The sequence below is a fragment of the Komagataeibacter melaceti genome, from assembly GCF_003403295.1.
GTDB classification, from domain to species: Bacteria; Pseudomonadota; Alphaproteobacteria; order Acetobacterales; family Acetobacteraceae; genus Komagataeibacter; species Komagataeibacter melaceti.
On record NZ_QUWV01000049.1, the window covers coordinates 24795 to 42391 of the forward strand.

The following is a 17597-nucleotide window of genomic DNA, read 5'->3' on the forward strand; positions in this document are numbered from 1 at the left end:
TTTCATGATGGGTGGTGACCCGTTGTAACAGTTCAGTCAATATCCTCATGCCGGGGCTGCCAGTACAACGCGCGCGCCAGCAACCGGTCCACGCCCCACCACAGCAGCACCGTCATGGCCGCCAGCACAGCCAGCGCCGCGAACATGAGATCCGTCTGGAAACGGGTATTCGCCGTCTGCATGAGGAAGCCCAGCCCCGAGGACGCGCCAACCCACTCCCCCACCACCGCCCCGATGGGCGCGATGGCCGTCGCCATCCGCACGCCCGATGCAAAGGACGGCATGGCGGCAGGCAGGCGCACATGCAGCAGGACCCGCAAGCGGGTCGCCCCCATGGTGCGGGCCAGGTCCATCCACCCCGCCTCGGTCTGGCGCAGGCCGTCGCCCAGCGCGGAAGTGACGGGAAAGAAGATGACCAGCACCGCCATGACCACCTTGGACGCCATGCCGAATCCGAACCACAGCACCAACAGCGGCGCCAGCGCGAAAACCGGCACGGCCTGACTGAACAGCACCATGGGCATGACCCACCGCCGCAGCGGCGCCCATAGCGCCATGGCCACGGCCAGCGCGCTCCCCGCCCCGATCCCCAGTGCGAGGCCAAGCAGCGTTTCCTCGCCCGTGGTCAGTGCGGCAGGCAGCAGTTGCGCGCGCCCCGTCCAGAGCGCGCGCGCCACGGCATCGGGCGGGGGCAGCATGTAAGGCGGGATGCCGCCCCAGCGCCCCAGCCCCCACCACAGGACCACCAGCCCGGCAAGGGTGGCGAGCGGGCGCAGGAACATCCCCGCGCGGGCGGCGGTTACACGGGTCATTGCAGCATCCGCCGCAGCAAAGCGGATTGCGTGGCGAGGACGGAGGGATCATCCACCGCCCGGGGCACCTGTCCGTCGGGCACGGCAATCGCGCTGATCGTGGCCGGGTGGCCCGCCATGAGCAGCATGCTGTCAGCCAGGCGGCAGGCTTCCAGCGGGTCATGTGTGATCAGCACCACGGTGCGCCCGGCCAGCATGCGCCCGGCAAGGTCCTGCATGCGCGCGCGGGTTACGCTATCGAGTGCGGAAAACGGTTCATCCATCAGAATAACCGGACGGTCCTCATACAGCACGCGGGCCAGCGCCGCGCGCTGCCGCATGCCACCGGACAGGGTGGCGGGCAGTGCCGCGGCATGGGCCGCCAGCCCCACGCAGTCCAGCAGGTGGCCCATGCGCGCGCGATCGGGCGACTCACCACGCAGGCGTGCGCCCAGCATGACGTTATCGGCAATGCTGGCCCATGGCAGCAACAGGTCCTGCTGTCCCATCCATGCAATGCGGCCCGCAAGCGGCAGGCCGTCACCCGCGACGATGCACCCCCGGTCGGGCGCGGCCAGCCCCCCCAGCATGCGCAGCAGCGAGGTCTTGCCCACGCCACTCGCCCCCAGCAGGACGGTCATGATCCCGCCGCCGATCTTCAGGTCCAGATCGTGGAACAGGGGGGCGGACCCGAAATCCAGCCCGACGCCTTCAAGATGGAGGGCAGGCGCCGCCTGCATCATTTCCTGCGGGTGGGATAGGGAATACCCAGCGCGTCACGCGCGCTGGTGGCCAGACGGTCCACGCGCTCGTTATTCTCATCGCCGGAATGGCCACGTACCCATTTCCACTCGACGTCGTGCTTCGCACTCACGTCAAGCAGGCGACGCCACAGGTCCATGTTGGCCACCGGGTCGCCCGAGGCATTGCGCCAGTTACGCCGGACCCAGCCCGTGCTCCAGCGCATGATGCCGTTGCGCACATATTCGCTGTCGGTATGCAGCACCACGCGGCACGGGCGCTTGAGGGCTTCCAGCGCCTCGGCCGCGGCGGTAAGTTCCATGCGGTTGTTGGTTGTTTCCGCCTCGCCGCCCGAAAGCTCGCGCTCCTGCCCCCGGCAGCACAGCAGCGCCCCCCAGCCGCCCGGGCCGGGATTGGGCTTGCAGCCGCCATCGGTCCAGATCTCGACCACATCGCTGGCCGTGGGCTGGGTCTCCACCGTGGTCGTGTTCTCGCTCATGGCAGAAACCTCTCGCCCATGCGGGCAGCGCAGAATTCCATCCGCGCCACGTAGTCCAGCGGGTCCTTGCGCGTGACCAGCGCATCGGCCGGGGTGTTGATCCAGTCATACAGCCGCGTCAGCGTAAAGCGCAGGGCCGCACCGGTGGCGAGGGTGGCCAGAGCTGCCTCCTCCGCCAGTTCCAGCGGGCGGACGCCATTATACCCCGCCACCATGGCCTGCGCACGCGCGGGCACGAAACGCCGCGTATCATCAAAGCACCAGGCGTTGATGCCGATGGCCAGGTCATAGGCGTACCAGTCGGTACAGGCGAAATAGAAGTCGATCAGACCCGACAGCCTGCCATCGCGGAAGAAGACGTTATCAGGGAACAGGTCGGCATGGATCTGCCCGCGCGGCAGGGTGGGATTGTTGCCCGTACCCGGCCATGCGGGCAGGACGCGGGCCAGCACATCACCAATCTCGCGCACCAGCCCGGGGCGCACTTCATCGCCCCGCGCACGGCAGGAATCCAGCAGCCCCGCCCATGACTGCGGCCCCATGGAGTTGGGGCGTTCGGCCACGTATCCCTCACCCAGCAGGTGCAGCCGCGCCATGGCGGCCCCCACCTGCGCGCACATGTCCACATCCACCCGCCGCGACCATGCGCCGGGCAGGAAGGTGGTGATGGCGGCGGGCCGGCCCGAAAGCGTGCCCAGCGTGCGCCCCTGCCGGTCAGCCACCGGCAGCGGGCAGGACAGTCCATGCTTGGCCAGATACTGCATGAGCCCGAGGAACCACGGCAGTTCATCGGGGTTCACGCGCCGCTCATACAGCGTCAGGATAAAGGTGGCCCGGGTGGTCTTCAGCAGGAAATTGCTGTTTTCCACCCCTTCCGCAATGCCCTGGCAGGCGACGGGCCTGCCGATGTCATAGCCTTCGAGAAACGCGGCAAGCGCTTCGTCCGGCACTTCGGTATAGACTGCCATGCCCTGATACGGTTCAGCCCAGCGGTGCCGGAAGGCGGAAGGCCACGTTTTCTTCCTTTACGGTGATTTCCTCGATTTCAAGCGTGAAACGCTTGGCAAGGGCGGCCACCATTTCCTGCACCAGCGATTCCGGCGCGGATGCCCCGGCGGTGATGCCCAGCGTGCCCACCCCGTCCAGCGCCGACCAGTCCAGCGCGTTGAGCCGGGGCACCAGCAGCGCACGCGGCGCGCCGCTGCGCTCGGCCACTTCACGCAGGCGCTGGGAGTTGGAGGAGTTGGGGGAGCCGATCACGATAACCAGGTCACAGCCGGGCGCGATCGCCTTGACCGCTTCCTGCCGGTTGGTCGTGGCGTAGCAGATATCCTCCCGCCGGGGCCCCTCGATCAGGGGGAAGCGGTCACGCAGGATGTCAACGATCTCAGCCGTGTCATCGACCGAAAGCGTGGTCTGGGTGATGAAGGCCAGCCGCGTGGGGTCGGCGGGCTGCACGGTGCGGGCTTCCTCCGCATCGTTGATCAGGGTGACGGCGCCGACCGGGAGCTGGCCCATCGTGCCGACCACCTCCGGGTGGCCCGCATGGCCGATCATCAGGATATGGCGGCTTTCCGGCCCGCCATCGGCAAAGTGGCGTTCTGCCTCCCGGTGTACCTTTGACACCAGCGGGCAGGTCGCATCCAGATAGAGCAGGTTGCGGCGCTCGGCCTCGGCCGGGACGGTCTTGGGCACGCCATGGGCGGAAAAGACCACGTGGCCATCGGCCGGCACTTCATCGAGTTCCTCGACAAAGATCGCGCCCTGCGCCTCAAGGGCTTCGACCACGGTGCGGTTATGGACAATCTCGTGGCGCACATAGACGGGCGCGCCATAGCGGCGGATCGCTTCCTCCACCACGCGGATGGCGCGATCGACACCGGCGCAGAACCCGCGCGGGCCTGCGAGCAGTACTTTCAGGACACGGGGCGGTGCCTCGGCGGGGGCAGTGTTATCGGGTGTATGAATCATCTGGTCGGGCATGGTGTTCCCCAAACGTCCGGCGAGCGGTATAGGATACGGACCGCGATCTGCTAGAGTTCCGGCGCCGGTATCCCGTGCGATGGTCCGGCCCTACGCAAACCGTGGCAATGACGCAAGCCATTTTCCCGTTGACCCTAACGTATTCTGCCATGCCTGTCCTCCCCCGTTACCGCGCCACCTGCCCGTCGCCGCCCGCCACATCCGGCCCGGCGGGTTTTCCCCCACCCCAGAACCACCCGGAATAGCTGCATGAGTCCTGCCCGTCCGCTGGCGCGCCTGCGCCGCATGGCCCTGAAATTCTGCATGGTGCCCACACTCGCCGCGGTTGGCGGGTGCTCCGGCGCAAGCGATTCGATTGATTTCGCGCCCGCCTGTCCCGTTGTGGAAATTCCCAGCGAGGCAGCCGATTATTACCAGTATTCCGGCAATGACCACGACATCACCCACCTGATCGCCCGCGCCAGCCTGACGCGCGTGGTCGGCTCGTGCGAGGCCGGGACGCAACGTAATGTGATTACGGGGCTGAAAATCGGCCTGCATGTGGAGCGCGGGCCTGCCTCGCAAGTCAATTTCGTCAACATCCCCTATTTCGTGGCCGTCGTGTTCAACGGGGAGATCAAGAGCAAGAAGGAATTCGTGGCCCACGTCTCCTTCGAGGACGGGCGGATGCAGGACCTGACCCATACCGGCAATATTCCCATCGCCCTTCCCATCTCGCGCCGCGTGCATAGCGACCAGTACCATATCGAGATCGGCTTCCAGCTGACCAAGGCGCAGCTTGACTTCAACCGCGCCCACCTGGTCATGCCCACGTTCCACAAGATGTAGGGCGCAGCCTTTTGGCCCCGCACCTGCCCCCACGGGAACTGACATGGCGCGGCGTGGTGATTGGCGCGCTGATTACGGTCGTCTTCACCGCGTCCAATGTCTATCTCGGCCTGCGGATCGGGCTGACGGTCGCCACATCCATTCCGGCGGCGGTCATTTCCATGGCCGTGCTGCGGCTGCTGGGCGGCGGCACGGTGCTGGAGAACAACCTGGTCCAGACCCAGGCATCGGCGGCGGGTACGCTGGCCTGCGTGTTCGCAAGCCTGCCTGCCCTGATCATGGCCGGAGTCTGGCAGCATTTCCCCTATATCCAGACCGCATTGCTGACCGCGGCGGGCGGCATGACCGGGGTGCTGTTCACCATCCCGCTGCGCCGGGTCATGCTGGATGATCCCGAACTCCCCTTTCCCGAGGGGGTAGCGGCGGCCGAAATCCTGCGTGCGGGGGCTGGCCGGGAAAATCCCGGTGGCATCCGCGCGCTGCTGCAGGGCGGTATCCTCGCGGCACTCCTCACCTTCGCTTCCGCCGGGCTGCGCGTGCTGGGCGATGGCATAAGTGCCACCGCCACGTGGGGGCTGTCGGCCTTCCGCCTGTCGCTGGGGTTTTCGCCCGCCCTGCTGGGGGCGGGGTATCTGGTCGGCCTGCCCGGTGGGATCGCCATGGTCGCGGGCGCGCTGCTGACGTGGGAGGTGGCCATTCCCGTCATGGCGCAGCTCCTGCCGCACCCCACGGGCATGGATGCAGGGGATTTCGCCACCCATATCTGGAAGGACAAGGCCCGTTTCATCGGCGCGGGGCTGATCGGGGTCGCCGCCATCTGGACGGTGCTGCGCATGGGCCGCCCGCTCCTGCACAGCGTGCGTGCGCTGCTGGCGCGCCCCGGCGCGCACGATCATGCCGAACGCACCGAAACCGATCTTTCCCCGCGTGTGATACGCACCATTGCCGCAGGCGTGATGGTCGTGATCGGGGCCATGTTCTACCTGTTCGCAACCGGCAGCGTCACACCCCTGCCTGCACTGGTTGCCGCACTGGCAGGGGTGGCGTGGTGCGCGGGGCTGGGGCTGTTCGTGGCGGCGGCGTGCGGGTACATGGCGGGGCTGGTGGGGTCATCGTCCTCCCCCATTTCAGGGGTGACAATCCTTGCGGCCATCGGGCTGTCATGCCTGTTCGTGCTGATCCGGGCGACGGGACTGTTTGCCGGGGTATCGGGGCAGCATTTCGCCATTGCCTTCTGCCTTTATGCGCTGACGGCAGTTACCGCCTCCGCCGCAATCGCCAATGACAACCTGCAGGACCTCAAGACCGGCAGGCTGGTGGGCGCGACGCCATGGAAGCAGGAAGCCGCCCTGCTGATCGGCTGCGTGAGCGGGGCCATTGTCATCCCGCCGGTGCTGAACGTGCTGTACCAGACCTATGGCTTTGTCGGCGCCATGCCCCGTGCGGGCATGGATGTGACACAGGCGCTGGCCGCACCGCAGCCCGCGCTCATGCTCATGATCACGTCGGGCATTTTCCTCCATCAGCTTGACTGGGGCATGCTCATGCTGGGCGTGGGGGCGGGATGCATGCTGATCGGGCTGGATGCCGCCCTGCGCCGCGCCGGACGGGGCGCGCTGCCGCCACTGGCCGTGGGCATTGGCATCTACCTGCCCATGAGCATTTCCATGACACTGGCCACCGGCGCGATCCTTGGGCACATCGTAAACCGCCTGAGCGGGGGCGCATCGGGGCATCGCGGCACCATGCTCGCCTCCGGTCTGATCGTGGGGGAAAGCCTGACGGGGGTGGCGCTGGCCTGCCTTTCCGCGCTGAGCGGACGCGACGCGCCGCTTGCGCTCCTGCCCGCCAGCATGGGCGCGGTGGCGCAGACTGCCGGGCTTGTCGCCTTTGGCGCGCTGTGCCTCTGGTTCTGTCGCACGCAGTTGAAGTCACGCCCCGTACACAAGCACGGCAGATAAGTCGCGCGGGGCATGGACGCAGGGCGCGCTCCCGTGGCACCCTGCGGGCATGTCCCGCCATTTTGACAGTCTTGTTTTTCCACGCCCCACGCAGGAGTCCCTCGCCCTGCGTTTCGGGCAGGTTTCGACCCTGCTGGACCAGGGCAACGTGCCGGATGCCGCCCGCCTGTTCGATGCGATCCGCCGCGATTATGAAAGCTGGTCCGCGCTGGTCGGCCTGCGCTTCGCACAGGATACCACCAGCCCCGAAGCCCGGGCCGAACGTGATTATGCCGATGCCCTGACCCCGCATGTCACGGCGCATGAAGTGACACTCAAACGCAGGCTGCTGGAATATCCCGACCCGGCGGCGGTGGCGCAGGCCATCACACCGCACACGCTTGAGTTGTGGCGCACCGACATCACCACCTTCGACCCCCGCATTGCGGATGCGCTGGAGGAGGAAGCCCGGCTGAGCGGTACCTACACCGCGCTGCTGGCCAGCGCGCGGCTGGAGATCGGGGGGAAAAGCGTCAACCTGTCCGGCCTCGCCCCCTATGCCGAAAGCACGGACCGCACGGTGCGGCGGGAGGCGGAACGGGTCCGCTGGGCTTTTTTTGAACGTAACGCCACCCAGCTTGATACCCTGTTTGACCAGATGGTCCACCTGCGCCACGGCATGGCGCGGACGCTGGGCTATGAATCCTACATCCCGCTGGCCTATCGCCGCATGCGGCGTTCCGATTACGGCCCGGCCGATGTAGCGCGCTTTCGTGAGGATGTGCTGACCCATGTCGTCCCGCTGGTGCATGACATCCTGCGCCAGCGTTGCGAAACCATGGGGTGGGAAGTCCTGTATTCATGGGATGAACCGCTGATCGACCCCCACGGCAACCCGCGCCCGGCGGGCGGGCACGACCTGCTCATGGCCCGCGCACAGACCATGTTCGACCGCATGGGGGGTGATCTGGGCGCGTTTTTCGGCCTGATGCGTGATGGGGGCTATCTTGACCTGATGAACCGGCCCGACAAGGCGGGGGGCGGGTTCTGCACTTCCTTCCCCACGGTGGGCATGCCGTTCATCTTCGCCAACTTCAACGGCACGCATCATGACGTGAATGTCTTCACCCATGAAATGGGGCATGCCTACCAGAACTGGAAAAGCCGCGACCTGCCCGCCATTGACCTGTTATGGCCGACCATGGACGCGGCCGAGGTCAATTCCATGGCGCTGGAGTTCCTCACATGGCCGCATATCGACCTCATGGTCGAACCCGGCCAGGGGGAACGCTTCCGCCAGATGCACCTGATCTCCTCGCTGTCGTTCCTGCCCTATGGCGTGTGTGTCGATCACTTCCAGCACGAAATCTATGCCCACCCCGACATGACCCCCGCCCAGCGGCATGAAACATGGCGCAGGCTGGAGCGGCGCTACCTGCCATGGCGCGATTATGGCGGCCTGCCGCACCCCACGCAGGGCGGCCGGTGGCAGGCGCAGGGGCATATCTACCGCTCCCCGTTCTACTACATAGATTACGCACTGGCGCTGTGCTGCGCCATGCAGTTCTGGATCCGCAGCCGCAGCGACCCGCAGGGTGCAATGGCGGCCTATGTCGCGCTGTGCGCACAGGGCGGCGCGCAACCTTTTACGCGGCTGGTCCGTTCAGCAGGGCTTGCCTCCCCCTTCCAGCCGGGCGTGCTGGCCGATGTGGTCCGCACCGCGCGTGATATCCTGAACACCTGACGCCACGCGTTTGCCACCCCACCCGCAACCTGCACCCGACACCTTGCACCCATGGGGAAGAACATGACCACACCACCCGACCGGACGCAGTCAGTCGCGCGCACGCTCTACAAGACGCTGGGCGTGGTGGTGCTGACCGCGCTTTTCATGCTCAGCCTGCGGTTCAGCGCCACGGTGGCGGGCCTGGTGGACCGGCTGGCGGGCACCGGCCTGTGGCTGGCGGTCTATCGCCTGGCCGGGGCCAATGACGCCACCGGACAGGAGCGGCTGATCGTGATGGCCGTCGCCCTTGTATGCTGCCTGCTGGCCGTTGCCGTAGTGGAAGGGGTGGACCGGCTGGTCAACCGCCGCAGGACATCCGCATCATGACGGGTCACGCTGCCAGAAGAATGTCAGCTCATGCTTGTTGTGCCACAGGTGCAGCACATGGCCACCGGGAATGGCGGCGAAGGCCTCCGCCGTGTCGTGGTCGGTCTCGCCCTGGAATTTGATGGTCATGACAATGCGCGCCGCCCGCCCCGATGTGATCCAGCGCCGCGCCAGCGCCAGCAGGCGCGCGGGATAGGCGATAATATCGGAAAACAGCCAGTCCACCGGCGCGCAGCTTTCGGGGTCAAGCCCGAAGGCGCTTTCATACCGGCAGGTGACGTTGGGCAGGTCCGCCACATTCTGCGCCAGTGGTGAGCGGTCAATGGCCGTGACATGCGCCCCGCAACTTGCGGCCACCCATGTCCACCCACCGGGACAGGCCCCGAGGTCGAGGCAGGTCTCCCCCGCGACCGGCCACCGGCCAAGGCGCAGCAGAGCTTCCCACAGCTTGAGATAGGCGCGTGAGGGGGGATCGGTGCGGTTTTCGATAAAAGGCACCTCCCCGTTCACAAAAGGCGAGGACTTGGTGCGTGAAAACAGCATCCGGTCCGCCGCCAGCAGGGTCCATGCCCCCAGATGCGCCTCGGGCGCCGTGGCGGGAAAGGTGAAGGGCCGTGGCCGCAGCGGGGGCAGCGCCGCCGTGATCAGGGCGCTGCGCCGGTGCAGCATGGGCACATACCCCGCCCAGTTGCGCTGCACCGCACGCAGGATGCGCGCCGCCCCCTTGATGGACGGGACATCATGCACTTCCGGCTCATCCCACACCTCAAGCGCCCACAGGCAGGGCACCGGCGACATGGCGGACAGGGCCAGGCGGCCATGCCAGCACAGCGCTCCCGCCCCCTTTCGCGCCAGTTCCTGCTCCATGATCTCCTCGAACCCGGGGGGCGCCAGATAGGCCGCGCGCACGGGCCATGGGGGCTGCGTACATTCCACCTGTTGCGTCATGACCGGATCACACCCACCGCCAGCAGCAGCCATGCCAGCATGAGCATGCTGCCCCCGCTGGGCGCGATCGGGCCGGGATGGATGCCCCAGAACGCGGTCAGCCCCACACCCACGCTGAACAGTACGGTCCCCACCGCCATCAGGCACCCGGCAACGGAAATGCAGGCCCGGCACCCCTGCTGGATCATCAGCACCGAAATCCCGATCAGGGCCAGTGCGTGCCACATCTGCATCTGCACGGCCTGTCGCGCCATGTCACGCCCGCCCTCGGCAAAGAACTGGTCGGGCAGATGGGTGGTCAGTGCCCCCCCCATGACGGCGGTCAACGCGGCCAGCGCCGCAAAGAACAGAAGGAACCTGACAACAGTAGGCATTCGGGGTATCCGCAAAACATGATGACAACCCGCGGGGAACGCGGGCGGCCACCCTACCCTCACCACCGGCCCATCGTATAGGCCAGTGGCGCGCAATGCCGCCCTGACCGGAGCTGTCATGCCCGCGTATTAAATCACTGCGCTCGCGGGGCCTGCTGTCGGGTTTCGCGTTATTTCCGTAAATCCTGACGAATTTCGGCGGCTTCATCATCCTGCAGGAAACTTCAGCAATAATGCGGATTATTTACTCACATGCCGGGATCATTGTTAAATATTATACATCAAACGTGATGCATCATTATTCCCAATGTATGTCCGCACACACACTCACGGACTATACGATTGATATTAAATGATTTTTAATTCATTAAAAATGCCTGTCCGGGTGCCTTCCGGCACGGGGATCGCCTTTGTATGGCCGCGCAAAACTGATAAACTGCTTCCGCGATCAGTAAAACAGTCCGATTTTCACCCGTTAGGAAGACGATGACATGAGAAATTGCGCAGCCCTGTTCCTTTTTGCGTCTGTTAGCCTTCTTCCTGTCCTGGGCATGGCCGCCCCCGCGCCCAACACGGCCGAACCCGAACTGCCGCCGCTGACGGATTCCGATTCCACCTTTGCCGGGAATGTCTCGGCGCTGAACAGTTTTGAAATCACCATTTCCAAAATGGCGACAACACACGCCAAACGCCGCAAGGTGCAGGAACTGGCGGAAAAACTGCTGAAAGAACACACCGCCAACCAGAAAACCCTCTCTGCCCTCACCCTCAAACACGGCCTCGCCCTGCATGAGGAAATGAGTTCGGACGAGCAGCAGATCGCAGAGCATCTCGAGACCGAAAACGGTTCAAAATTTGAACGTGACTACCTCGACCTGCAGGCGCAGGCCTCAAGCGATGCGCTGGCCATGTTCCAGAACGAGGCAGAATCCGCCTCCGACCCTGACCTGAAGGCCTATGCCTCCGCCACGGCAGATAACCTGCAGACGCAACTGACCGATACGATGAAGCTTGGCGCGAACAAGCCAAGCCGCTGAAACCGCACGGGAGCCTGCAATGACCATCCGTATCGACCGTATCGTGACCCGTGGCGGGGATACGGGCCAGACATCGCTGGGCAATAGTGACCGCGTGGCCAAGGATTCCACACGGATCGAGGCACTGGGCGCACTGGATGAGGCCAATGCGGTCATCGGCCTGCTGCGCACCACCCTGCCCGTGGGACGCAATGCGACATTCATCGCGTGGGTTCAGGGGCTGTTATTTGATATTGGCGGTGTCATCTGCATGCCCGCCACGCCACCGCCGCCCCTGCCGCATGCGGCCACGGCGCTGGAGGCCATGGAAAACGAGATCGCGCGCCTGCGTGATGGCGTGCCCCCGCTGCGCAGTTTCGTCCTGCCGGGCGGCACGGTGCCGGCGGCCCATGCCCATCTGGCGCGTACGGTAGTGCGCCGGGCCGAACGGCGGCTGACAACGCTGGCGCGGCAGGAGGATATCGGCACCGACATTCCCGCCTGCATGAACCGCCTGTCGGATTACCTGTTCGTGCTGGGCCGTCACCTTAATGATGACGGGGCGAAAGACCTGACATGGCAACCTGCCTCTCCCCCGCCCTGAAGCGGGGGCACGCGGCCCTTAGCCCGGCAGGCGGGACAGGTGATCGCAGGCCAGTTCGGCCAGTTCTTCCTGCGGGGCGGTGACATCGAGTTCCAGCACCACCTCATCCTTCATGTCCGGCTCCTCCAGCGTTGCGAACTGGCTGTCGAGCATGGTGGCGGGCATGAAATGGCCGGTCCGTTCACGCAGGCGCGGTGCAATATCGTCCTTGCTGCCCTTGAGATAGACAAAGCATACATCCGCGCTGCCACCGGCAATACGCTCACGATACTTCCGCTTGAGCGAAGAACAGGTCACGATACCGCACTGCCCCTGTTCACCCCAGGCACGGACCTGCGCGGCGATACGGTCCAGCCATGGCGCACGGTCGGCATCGGTCAGGGGAACGCCCTGGCTCATGCGCGCAATGTTGTTGGCCGGGTGCAGGTCATCGCCTTCGATCAGGGGCCAGCCAAGACGGTCGGCAATAAGCTGGGCCACGGTGCTCTTGCCACAGCCTGAAACGCCCATGACGATCAGGACACAGGGTCTGCCTGCCTTCCTGAGGCGGTGCGAGAGGGAAACCGAAGCCGTATTCTGCTGTGTATCACACATTCCGTATCTGCCGGATAATGTCAGGGAAATCGATATCTCCCCTTATCTGGACCACAGGACGGGATGAATGCAAGTCCATGCCCCGATCAGGGCGGAAAAGGCGGCTGGTGGAAATCAATATATACGGGATGATTAAAAAATATTTTCATCGCGGCCATGAAAGTTCCCCTCCGGCACTTCCGGGGACCATCATGGCCACGCATTTTATTTGAAAAAACATTATGTCACGATAACTGGAGCAGCTATTTACTGACAACCGGCCCCTACCCCTTGCATTACGCAAGGAAAGGGCGTTATATCCCGAATTAATTATCAGAAAACAGCGCCATTAGAATATCGGGCATAGGAATAGATTCCTAAAATACGATTTTAGCCGCATTCCTCATGGCGCATTGAGTTATCGAGAGTTCTGCTGTGTCATCTTATAACGATTTTCTTTCCTTGCCCAAGGAAGAAGACCAGACCTCCCATCGGGATGAAGTAAATGAATCAGCATTCCGCCAGGCCCTTGAGCGGTTAGGCAAGGGGAAGTCCGCGCCCCGCAATGCAGATGGCGCGAAAAATCCCCAGGCCAAGACACGCGCCCCCCGTCAGGCCGACCCCGCGCAGCGCCGCCGAAAATTCGTGCAGGATGGGGATGTGCGGGTCGAACACCACTCCCTCGCCACGGGTCGCGCCACGCCGCGCGTCCTGCATGCCCAGCAGGAAGACCGGAGCGAGACCGAACACCTGCGCCACAAGGTACAGTTCGAACTGAAGCTGCGCGAACAGGCGGAACTTCGCCTATCCGAAGCGCAGAACCAGATCCGGTCGCTGACCACCCGTATCGGCCATGCCGATGTGATCGCGGCCGAGCAGAAGGAAAAGCTGGCCAGTCAGGCAAGCGAAATGCTGGCCCTGCGCGCAGAACTGTTCAACGCGCGGGAAGAAAACAACCAGCTGCGTGATGAACTGAACCGCCAGAAGACGAAGCTGCGTACAACCGAAACCCGCACGCGGCCCGCAGAAGACAAAACGGCGGACACCACGGATGCTGCACAGGACGAGCCGGAGCCCGTCAAGTGGTGGCTGCGCTGATATCCGTAACACCACCCTGCCGCCACGGCCGCCGGTAATACGCCCCCATGGATTCCAGTGATTCCCGGCCCAACCCTGCCGCGCGCCAGCGCCAGATCGGCCTTGTCATTGTCGCGACCTCCACCAGCGCCAGCCTGGCGCTGCTGGTGCTGCTGCCGCTGGCAAGCGGGCTGATCAACCTGCTGCGCGATATACTGGGGGTTCTGATCCTGCCCTTTTCCTTCATGTTCGGGCTGGGCGGCCAGATGGGGCAATCGCCCGCGCTGCTGCGCCTCCTGTCCGACATGGGCATGCAGACACAGATGCACCCGTGGCGGCTGGGCATTGCCGCCGTGCTGGAACTGCTGGCGGTTTTCCTGTTTGTCATTGCCGAGCGGCTGGGCGGCCGTATCGGCTATACGGGCGCGTGCCTGACAACCGCCGGGGCCATTGGCCTGTCCGGCCTGCCGCTGGGCATGATGCTGATCCCCGCCATCGTGACGGAGGGGGTTTTCCTGCTCTGCCCCCCCACGCCCGAGCCGGACTGACCGGCCCTCAGTTCAACCCTTCAACAAACCGTGCGATACGCGCGCAGGCTTCCTTCAGGATTTCATCGCTTGTGGCATAGGACAGACGCAGATACGGCCCCTGCCCGAATGCACTGCCATGCACCACGGCCACATGCTGTTCCGCCAGCAGGGCAATGGCGAAATCCTCGTCCGTTTCCAGCAACTGCCCCCCGGCGGTCGTGCGCCCCATGCACCCGGCCACGCCGGGATAGGCATAGAACGCCCCATGCGGCATGGCACAGGTCAGCCCCGGTATGCACCGCAGGGTCGAGACCACCAGTTCGCGCCGCCGGGCATAGACCGCGCGCATCTGCGCGATGATATCCGCAGGCCCGTCCAGCGCCGCCGCAGCCGCCGCCTGGCTTATGGAGCAGATGCCCGACGTGGCGCTGCCCTGAATGGCGGTCATGGCGCGGATAAGGGGCTGTGGGCCGCCCACATACCCCACGCGCCATCCGGTCATGGCATAGGCTTTCGACACGCCGTTCAATGTCAGGATGCGATCCTTCAGGTCGGGCGCGACCGCCGCGAGCGAGACATGCTGCGCCCCGCCGTAGATCAGGTGCTCATATATCTCGTCCGACAGGACATGCACCTGCGGGTGGCGGCGCAGCACCTCGGCCACCTCCTCAAGATCCTTCCGCCCCATGGTGCCGCCGGTCGGATTGTTGGGGAAATTGAGCACGAGCCATTTGGTGCGGGGCGTGATGGCTGCTTCCAGCGCGGCGGGGGTCAGGCGGAAGTCATCAGCCTCCAGACAGTCGGCATAAACCGGCGTGCCGCCAAATATACGCACGATCAGCGGGTAGCTGACCCAGTACGGCCGGGGGATGACAACCTCGTCCCCCTGCTGGACGGTGGCCATGAACGCATTGAAAATGACCTGCTTGCCGCCATTGGACACCATGATTTCGGCTGGCGTGTAGTCCAGCGCGTTCTCACGGGCGAATTTGCGGATGATGGCGGCCTTGAGCGCGGGCGTGCCATCAACGGGCGGATATTTTGTCTGCCCGTCCAGCGCGGCCCGGTGGGCGGCCTCGATCACGGCGGCAGGAGTCGCGAAATCAGGCTCGCCCAACGCAAGCGAGAGCACCTTTTCCCCCTGCGCGCGCAGGTTGCGCGCGCGCTGGGCCATGGCGATGGTGGCGGGAACGCCCAGCCGCCCCATCCGCCGCGCGAACAGCGGGTGGGCGCCGTCCCCTTCTTTTGGCATATCCCTGCCCCCTTAACGCAGGGCCGCGCAGAAACGCTGGATGCGCCGGCAGGCTTCCTTCAGGCTTTCGGTATCGGTGGCATAGGAAATACGGAAATGCCCGGCGAACATGAAGGCGCTGCCATGCACGGCGGCCACACCTTCCTCATCCAGCAGGGCGGTCACGAAGGCCTCGTCCGTATCGATCAGCGTGCCCCCCGCGCTGGTCTTGCCCAGGCAGCCGACCAGTGAGGGGAAGACGTAGAACGCCCCTTCCGGCACGGGGCAGTGCAGGCCCTCAGCCTCGTTGAGCATGGCCACCACAAGGTCACGCCGCGCCTGATAGGTACTGACCATGGTGCCGATGAAGTCCTGCGGGCCTGTCAGCGCCTCGACGGCGGCGGCCTGGCTGATCGAGCACGGGCCGGAGGTGGACTGGCTCTGCAACTTGTTCATCGCCCGCGTAAGCTGCACGGGGGCTGCCGAATACCCGATGCGCCAGCCGGTCATGGCATAGGCCTTCGACACGCCGTTCATCGTGACCGTGCGGGCACGCAGGCGCGGCTCGACCTCGACCACCGTGGGGGCGTGGAAACCGTCATAGACCAGCTTGTTGTAGATATCGTCCGTCAGGATCCACACATCGGGGTGACGGAGCAGCACGTCGCACAGCGCCCGCATTTCCGCGGCGGAATAGGCCGCCCCCGTGGGGTTGTTGGGAGAGTTGAGCAGGAGCCACTTGGTGCGCGGGGTGATCGCGGCCTCAAGGGCTTCGGGCTGGAGCTTGAAGCCATGTTCCGCGCCGCAGGGCACGATAACCGGCGTGCCCTCGGCCAGTGACACGATATCGGGATAGGACACCCAGCACGGGGCGGGAATGATCGCCTCATCGCCGGGGTTTATGGTCGCGACCATGGCGTTGTAGATGATCTGCTTGCCGCCGTTGGAGACGATCACCTCATCCCACGTGTAATCCAGCCCGCTATCGGCGTTGAAGCGTTCGGCAACCGCCCGGCGCAGCGCGGGCGTGCCCGCAACATCGGTATATTTGGTCTCACCCGCGGCAATGGCGCGCATGGCCGCCTGCTTGATCGTGTCCGGTGTGTCAAAATCCGGCTCACCGGCGGAAAGGCTGATAATGTCCTTTCCCGCCGCCTTGAGCGCACGCGCCTTGGTTGAGATGGCGATCGTCTGGCTGGGGCTGATCCGGTCCAGCCGGGCGGCGGTGAGATCCATGGCATCAAGATCCATAACAGTGAAAAACATCCGGCACGCTGCCGGGCGACGGGGGTGTAGCCTAGTGCGAACCCACAGCGGAGGAAACAGCGGATATGTGATCGGGCGCACCGGCCGCATTACATACCTGTTGCGGCGTCATGCCTGCCATCCGCATGGCACGCACGCTGAGTGCGCCATCACGCTTGGCCAGCCGCCGCCCCGTGGCGTCGCATAGCAGCGGATGGTGGCGGTAACGCGGCGCGGGCCAATCCATGATGTGCTGTAACAGCCGATGCAGCGCCGTGGCCGCCCTGAGATCCTGCCCACGCGTGACAAGGCTCACGCCCTGCAGCGCGTCATCATGCGTGACGCACAGGTGGTAGGAGGCAGGCACGTCCTTACGCGCCAGCACTACATCGCCGAACAGTTCGGGCTGGCATGGCTGTGCGCCCTCCCCCACTTCATGCCATGTCAGGCTCCGCGCGCCGGGCAAACCCAGGGCGCGCGCCATGTCCAGCCGCAATGCGTAGGGCGCACCCGCCGCCAGCAGTGCTGCGCGGCGGCCCGCATCCATGTTACGGCAGGTGCCGGGATAGACCATGGCCCCATCGGGCGCATGGTGCGGCGCGCCCGCGGCCTCCATGATGTCGCGCCGGGTGCAGAAACATGGATAGAGCAGCCCGCGCCCCGCCAGCGTATCCAGCACGCGGCGATAGTCATCCATATGCGCGGACTGGCGGCGCACGGGGCGTGGCCATGACAGGCCGAGCCATTCCAGATCCGTGTAAAGGTCGGCAATGAATTCGGGCCTGCAGCGCGTGGTGTCGATATCTTCCACCCGCAGCAGGAACGTTCCACCCGACTCCATGGCCGCGCGCCACCCCGCCAGCGCCGAAGCGACATGGCCAAGGTGCAGGTGCCCCGTCGGACTGGGGGCAAAACGGGTAATTTCTGTCATTCCCATGCCAAAACAGGTATATAGCAGAAAAACACCCGTATTTCCTCTTTTCATAGGGGCGCAGGCAGGCGCCCATGGCCCGGCTGGCATGGGTTGCCACGTCAGGCGGGGTCTGCAATTAATCTGGAAGTTACCTGACGACGACGCACTTCTACAGGCGTTCGCTTCGGAAC

General features: G+C 64.9%; 19 protein-coding genes. 8 read left to right on the top strand and 11 right to left on the bottom strand.

All coding sequences use genetic code 11. The features are described from left to right. Nucleotides 1-32 precede the first annotated feature (32 nt). From DY926_RS06660 to ispH, 5 genes are read right to left on the bottom strand one after another with little or no spacing between them, the layout of a single operon-like run. A complete protein-coding gene (locus DY926_RS06660; protein ID WP_116702668.1) occupies nt 33-812 on the bottom strand; it encodes an ABC transporter permease in 780 nt (259 codons plus the stop codon). Further along, a complete protein-coding gene (locus DY926_RS06665; RefSeq protein WP_116702669.1) occupies nt 809-1534 on the bottom strand; it encodes an ABC transporter ATP-binding protein in 726 nt (241 codons plus the stop codon). Before DY926_RS06665 ends, DY926_RS06660 begins: the two co-directional genes overlap by 4 nt. Beyond that, nucleotides 1531-2031, bottom strand: coding sequence for a ribonuclease HI (rnhA, locus tag DY926_RS06670; protein ID WP_116702670.1), 501 nt, complete (start codon nt 2029-2031; stop codon nt 1531-1533). Before rnhA ends, DY926_RS06665 begins: the two co-directional genes overlap by 4 nt. Continuing rightward, a complete protein-coding gene (locus DY926_RS06675; RefSeq protein WP_116702671.1) occupies nt 2028-2999 on the bottom strand; it encodes a homoserine kinase in 972 nt (323 codons plus the stop codon). Before DY926_RS06675 ends, rnhA begins: the two co-directional genes overlap by 4 nt. 13 nt (nt 3000-3012) lie before the next feature. Further along, entirely contained in the window at nt 3013-4002 is a 990-nt protein-coding gene (gene ispH, locus DY926_RS06680; protein WP_241503095.1) for a 4-hydroxy-3-methylbut-2-enyl diphosphate reductase, read from the bottom strand. A gap of 261 nt (nt 4003-4263) precedes the next feature. On the opposite strand from ispH, the gene DY926_RS06685 reads away from it, so the two are divergent. From DY926_RS06685 to DY926_RS06700, 4 genes are all read left to right on the top strand, one after another. After that, nucleotides 4264-4842: a hypothetical protein gene (locus tag DY926_RS06685; protein ID WP_116702673.1), complete on the top strand. Its 579-nt coding sequence runs from the start codon at nt 4264-4266 to the stop codon at nt 4840-4842. An 11-nt stretch (nt 4843-4853) separates the two neighbouring features. Continuing rightward, entirely contained in the window at nt 4854-6803 is a 1950-nt protein-coding gene (locus tag DY926_RS06690; RefSeq protein WP_116702674.1) for an OPT family oligopeptide transporter, read from the top strand. 49 nt (nt 6804-6852) lie between these two features. Further along, complete coding sequence (locus DY926_RS06695) at nt 6853-8526, top strand: M3 family oligoendopeptidase (RefSeq protein ID WP_116702675.1); 1674 nt, start codon at nt 6853-6855, stop codon at nt 8524-8526. 63 nt (nt 8527-8589) lie between these two features. Continuing rightward, nucleotides 8590-8895: a hypothetical protein gene (locus tag DY926_RS06700; protein WP_116702701.1), complete on the top strand. Its 306-nt coding sequence runs from the start codon at nt 8590-8592 to the stop codon at nt 8893-8895. Here DY926_RS06700 and DY926_RS06705 read toward each other — a convergent pair. Beyond that, nucleotides 8890-9843 carry an SAM-dependent methyltransferase gene (locus DY926_RS06705; protein ID WP_116702676.1) on the bottom strand — a complete coding sequence of 318 codons (954 nt, stop codon included), beginning with the start codon at nt 9841-9843 and terminating at the stop codon, nt 8890-8892. The genes DY926_RS06700 and DY926_RS06705 overlap by 6 nt on opposite strands. Then, nucleotides 9840-10217: a DUF423 domain-containing protein gene (locus tag DY926_RS06710; protein ID WP_116702677.1), complete on the bottom strand. Its 378-nt coding sequence runs from the start codon at nt 10215-10217 to the stop codon at nt 9840-9842. Before DY926_RS06710 ends, DY926_RS06705 begins: the two co-directional genes overlap by 4 nt. Nucleotides 10218-10708: 491 nt before the next feature. Here DY926_RS06710 and DY926_RS06715 point away from each other — a divergent pair, with 491 nt between their 5' ends. Together DY926_RS06715 and DY926_RS06720 are read left to right on the top strand one after the other, a co-directional pair. Then, complete coding sequence (locus DY926_RS06715) at nt 10709-11254, top strand: DUF4142 domain-containing protein (RefSeq protein WP_116702678.1); 546 nt, start codon at nt 10709-10711, stop codon at nt 11252-11254. A gap of 19 nt (nt 11255-11273) precedes the next feature. Continuing rightward, complete coding sequence (locus DY926_RS06720) at nt 11274-11837, top strand: cob(I)yrinic acid a,c-diamide adenosyltransferase (protein ID WP_116702679.1); 564 nt, start codon at nt 11274-11276, stop codon at nt 11835-11837. 18 nt (nt 11838-11855) lie between these two features. Here DY926_RS06720 and DY926_RS06725 read toward each other — a convergent pair whose 3' ends face one another. After that, a complete protein-coding gene (locus DY926_RS06725; RefSeq protein WP_116702680.1) occupies nt 11856-12431 on the bottom strand; it encodes a gluconokinase in 576 nt (191 codons plus the stop codon). A 441-nt stretch (nt 12432-12872) separates the two neighbouring features. On the opposite strand from DY926_RS06725, the gene DY926_RS06730 reads away from it, so the two are divergent. Both DY926_RS06730 and DY926_RS06735 read left to right on the top strand, forming a co-directional pair. Continuing rightward, nucleotides 12873-13508 carry a hypothetical protein gene (locus DY926_RS06730; protein ID WP_241503092.1) on the top strand — a complete coding sequence of 212 codons (636 nt, stop codon included), beginning with the start codon at nt 12873-12875 and terminating at the stop codon, nt 13506-13508. Nucleotides 13509-13555: 47 nt separating this feature from the next. Next, nucleotides 13556-14035 carry a hypothetical protein gene (locus DY926_RS06735; protein ID WP_241503093.1) on the top strand — a complete coding sequence of 160 codons (480 nt, stop codon included), beginning with the start codon at nt 13556-13558 and terminating at the stop codon, nt 14033-14035. Between the two features lie 7 nt (nt 14036-14042). Here DY926_RS06735 and DY926_RS06740 read toward each other — a convergent pair whose 3' ends face one another. The 3 genes from DY926_RS06740 to gluQRS form a co-directional block, all read right to left on the bottom strand. Then, nucleotides 14043-15269 carry a pyridoxal phosphate-dependent aminotransferase gene (locus tag DY926_RS06740; RefSeq protein ID WP_116702682.1) on the bottom strand — a complete coding sequence of 409 codons (1227 nt, stop codon included), beginning with the start codon at nt 15267-15269 and terminating at the stop codon, nt 14043-14045. A gap of 12 nt (nt 15270-15281) precedes the next feature. Beyond that, a complete protein-coding gene (locus DY926_RS06745) occupies nt 15282-16484 on the bottom strand; it encodes a pyridoxal phosphate-dependent aminotransferase (RefSeq protein WP_186336100.1) in 1203 nt (400 codons plus the stop codon). A gap of 61 nt (nt 16485-16545) precedes the next feature. Beyond that, the gene (gene gluQRS / locus DY926_RS06750) at nt 16546-17424 is read right to left on the bottom strand and encodes a tRNA glutamyl-Q(34) synthetase GluQRS (protein ID WP_116702684.1); all 879 of its coding nucleotides are present in this window, start codon (nt 17422-17424) and stop codon (nt 16546-16548) included. Nucleotides 17425-17597: the final 173 nt, after the last annotated feature.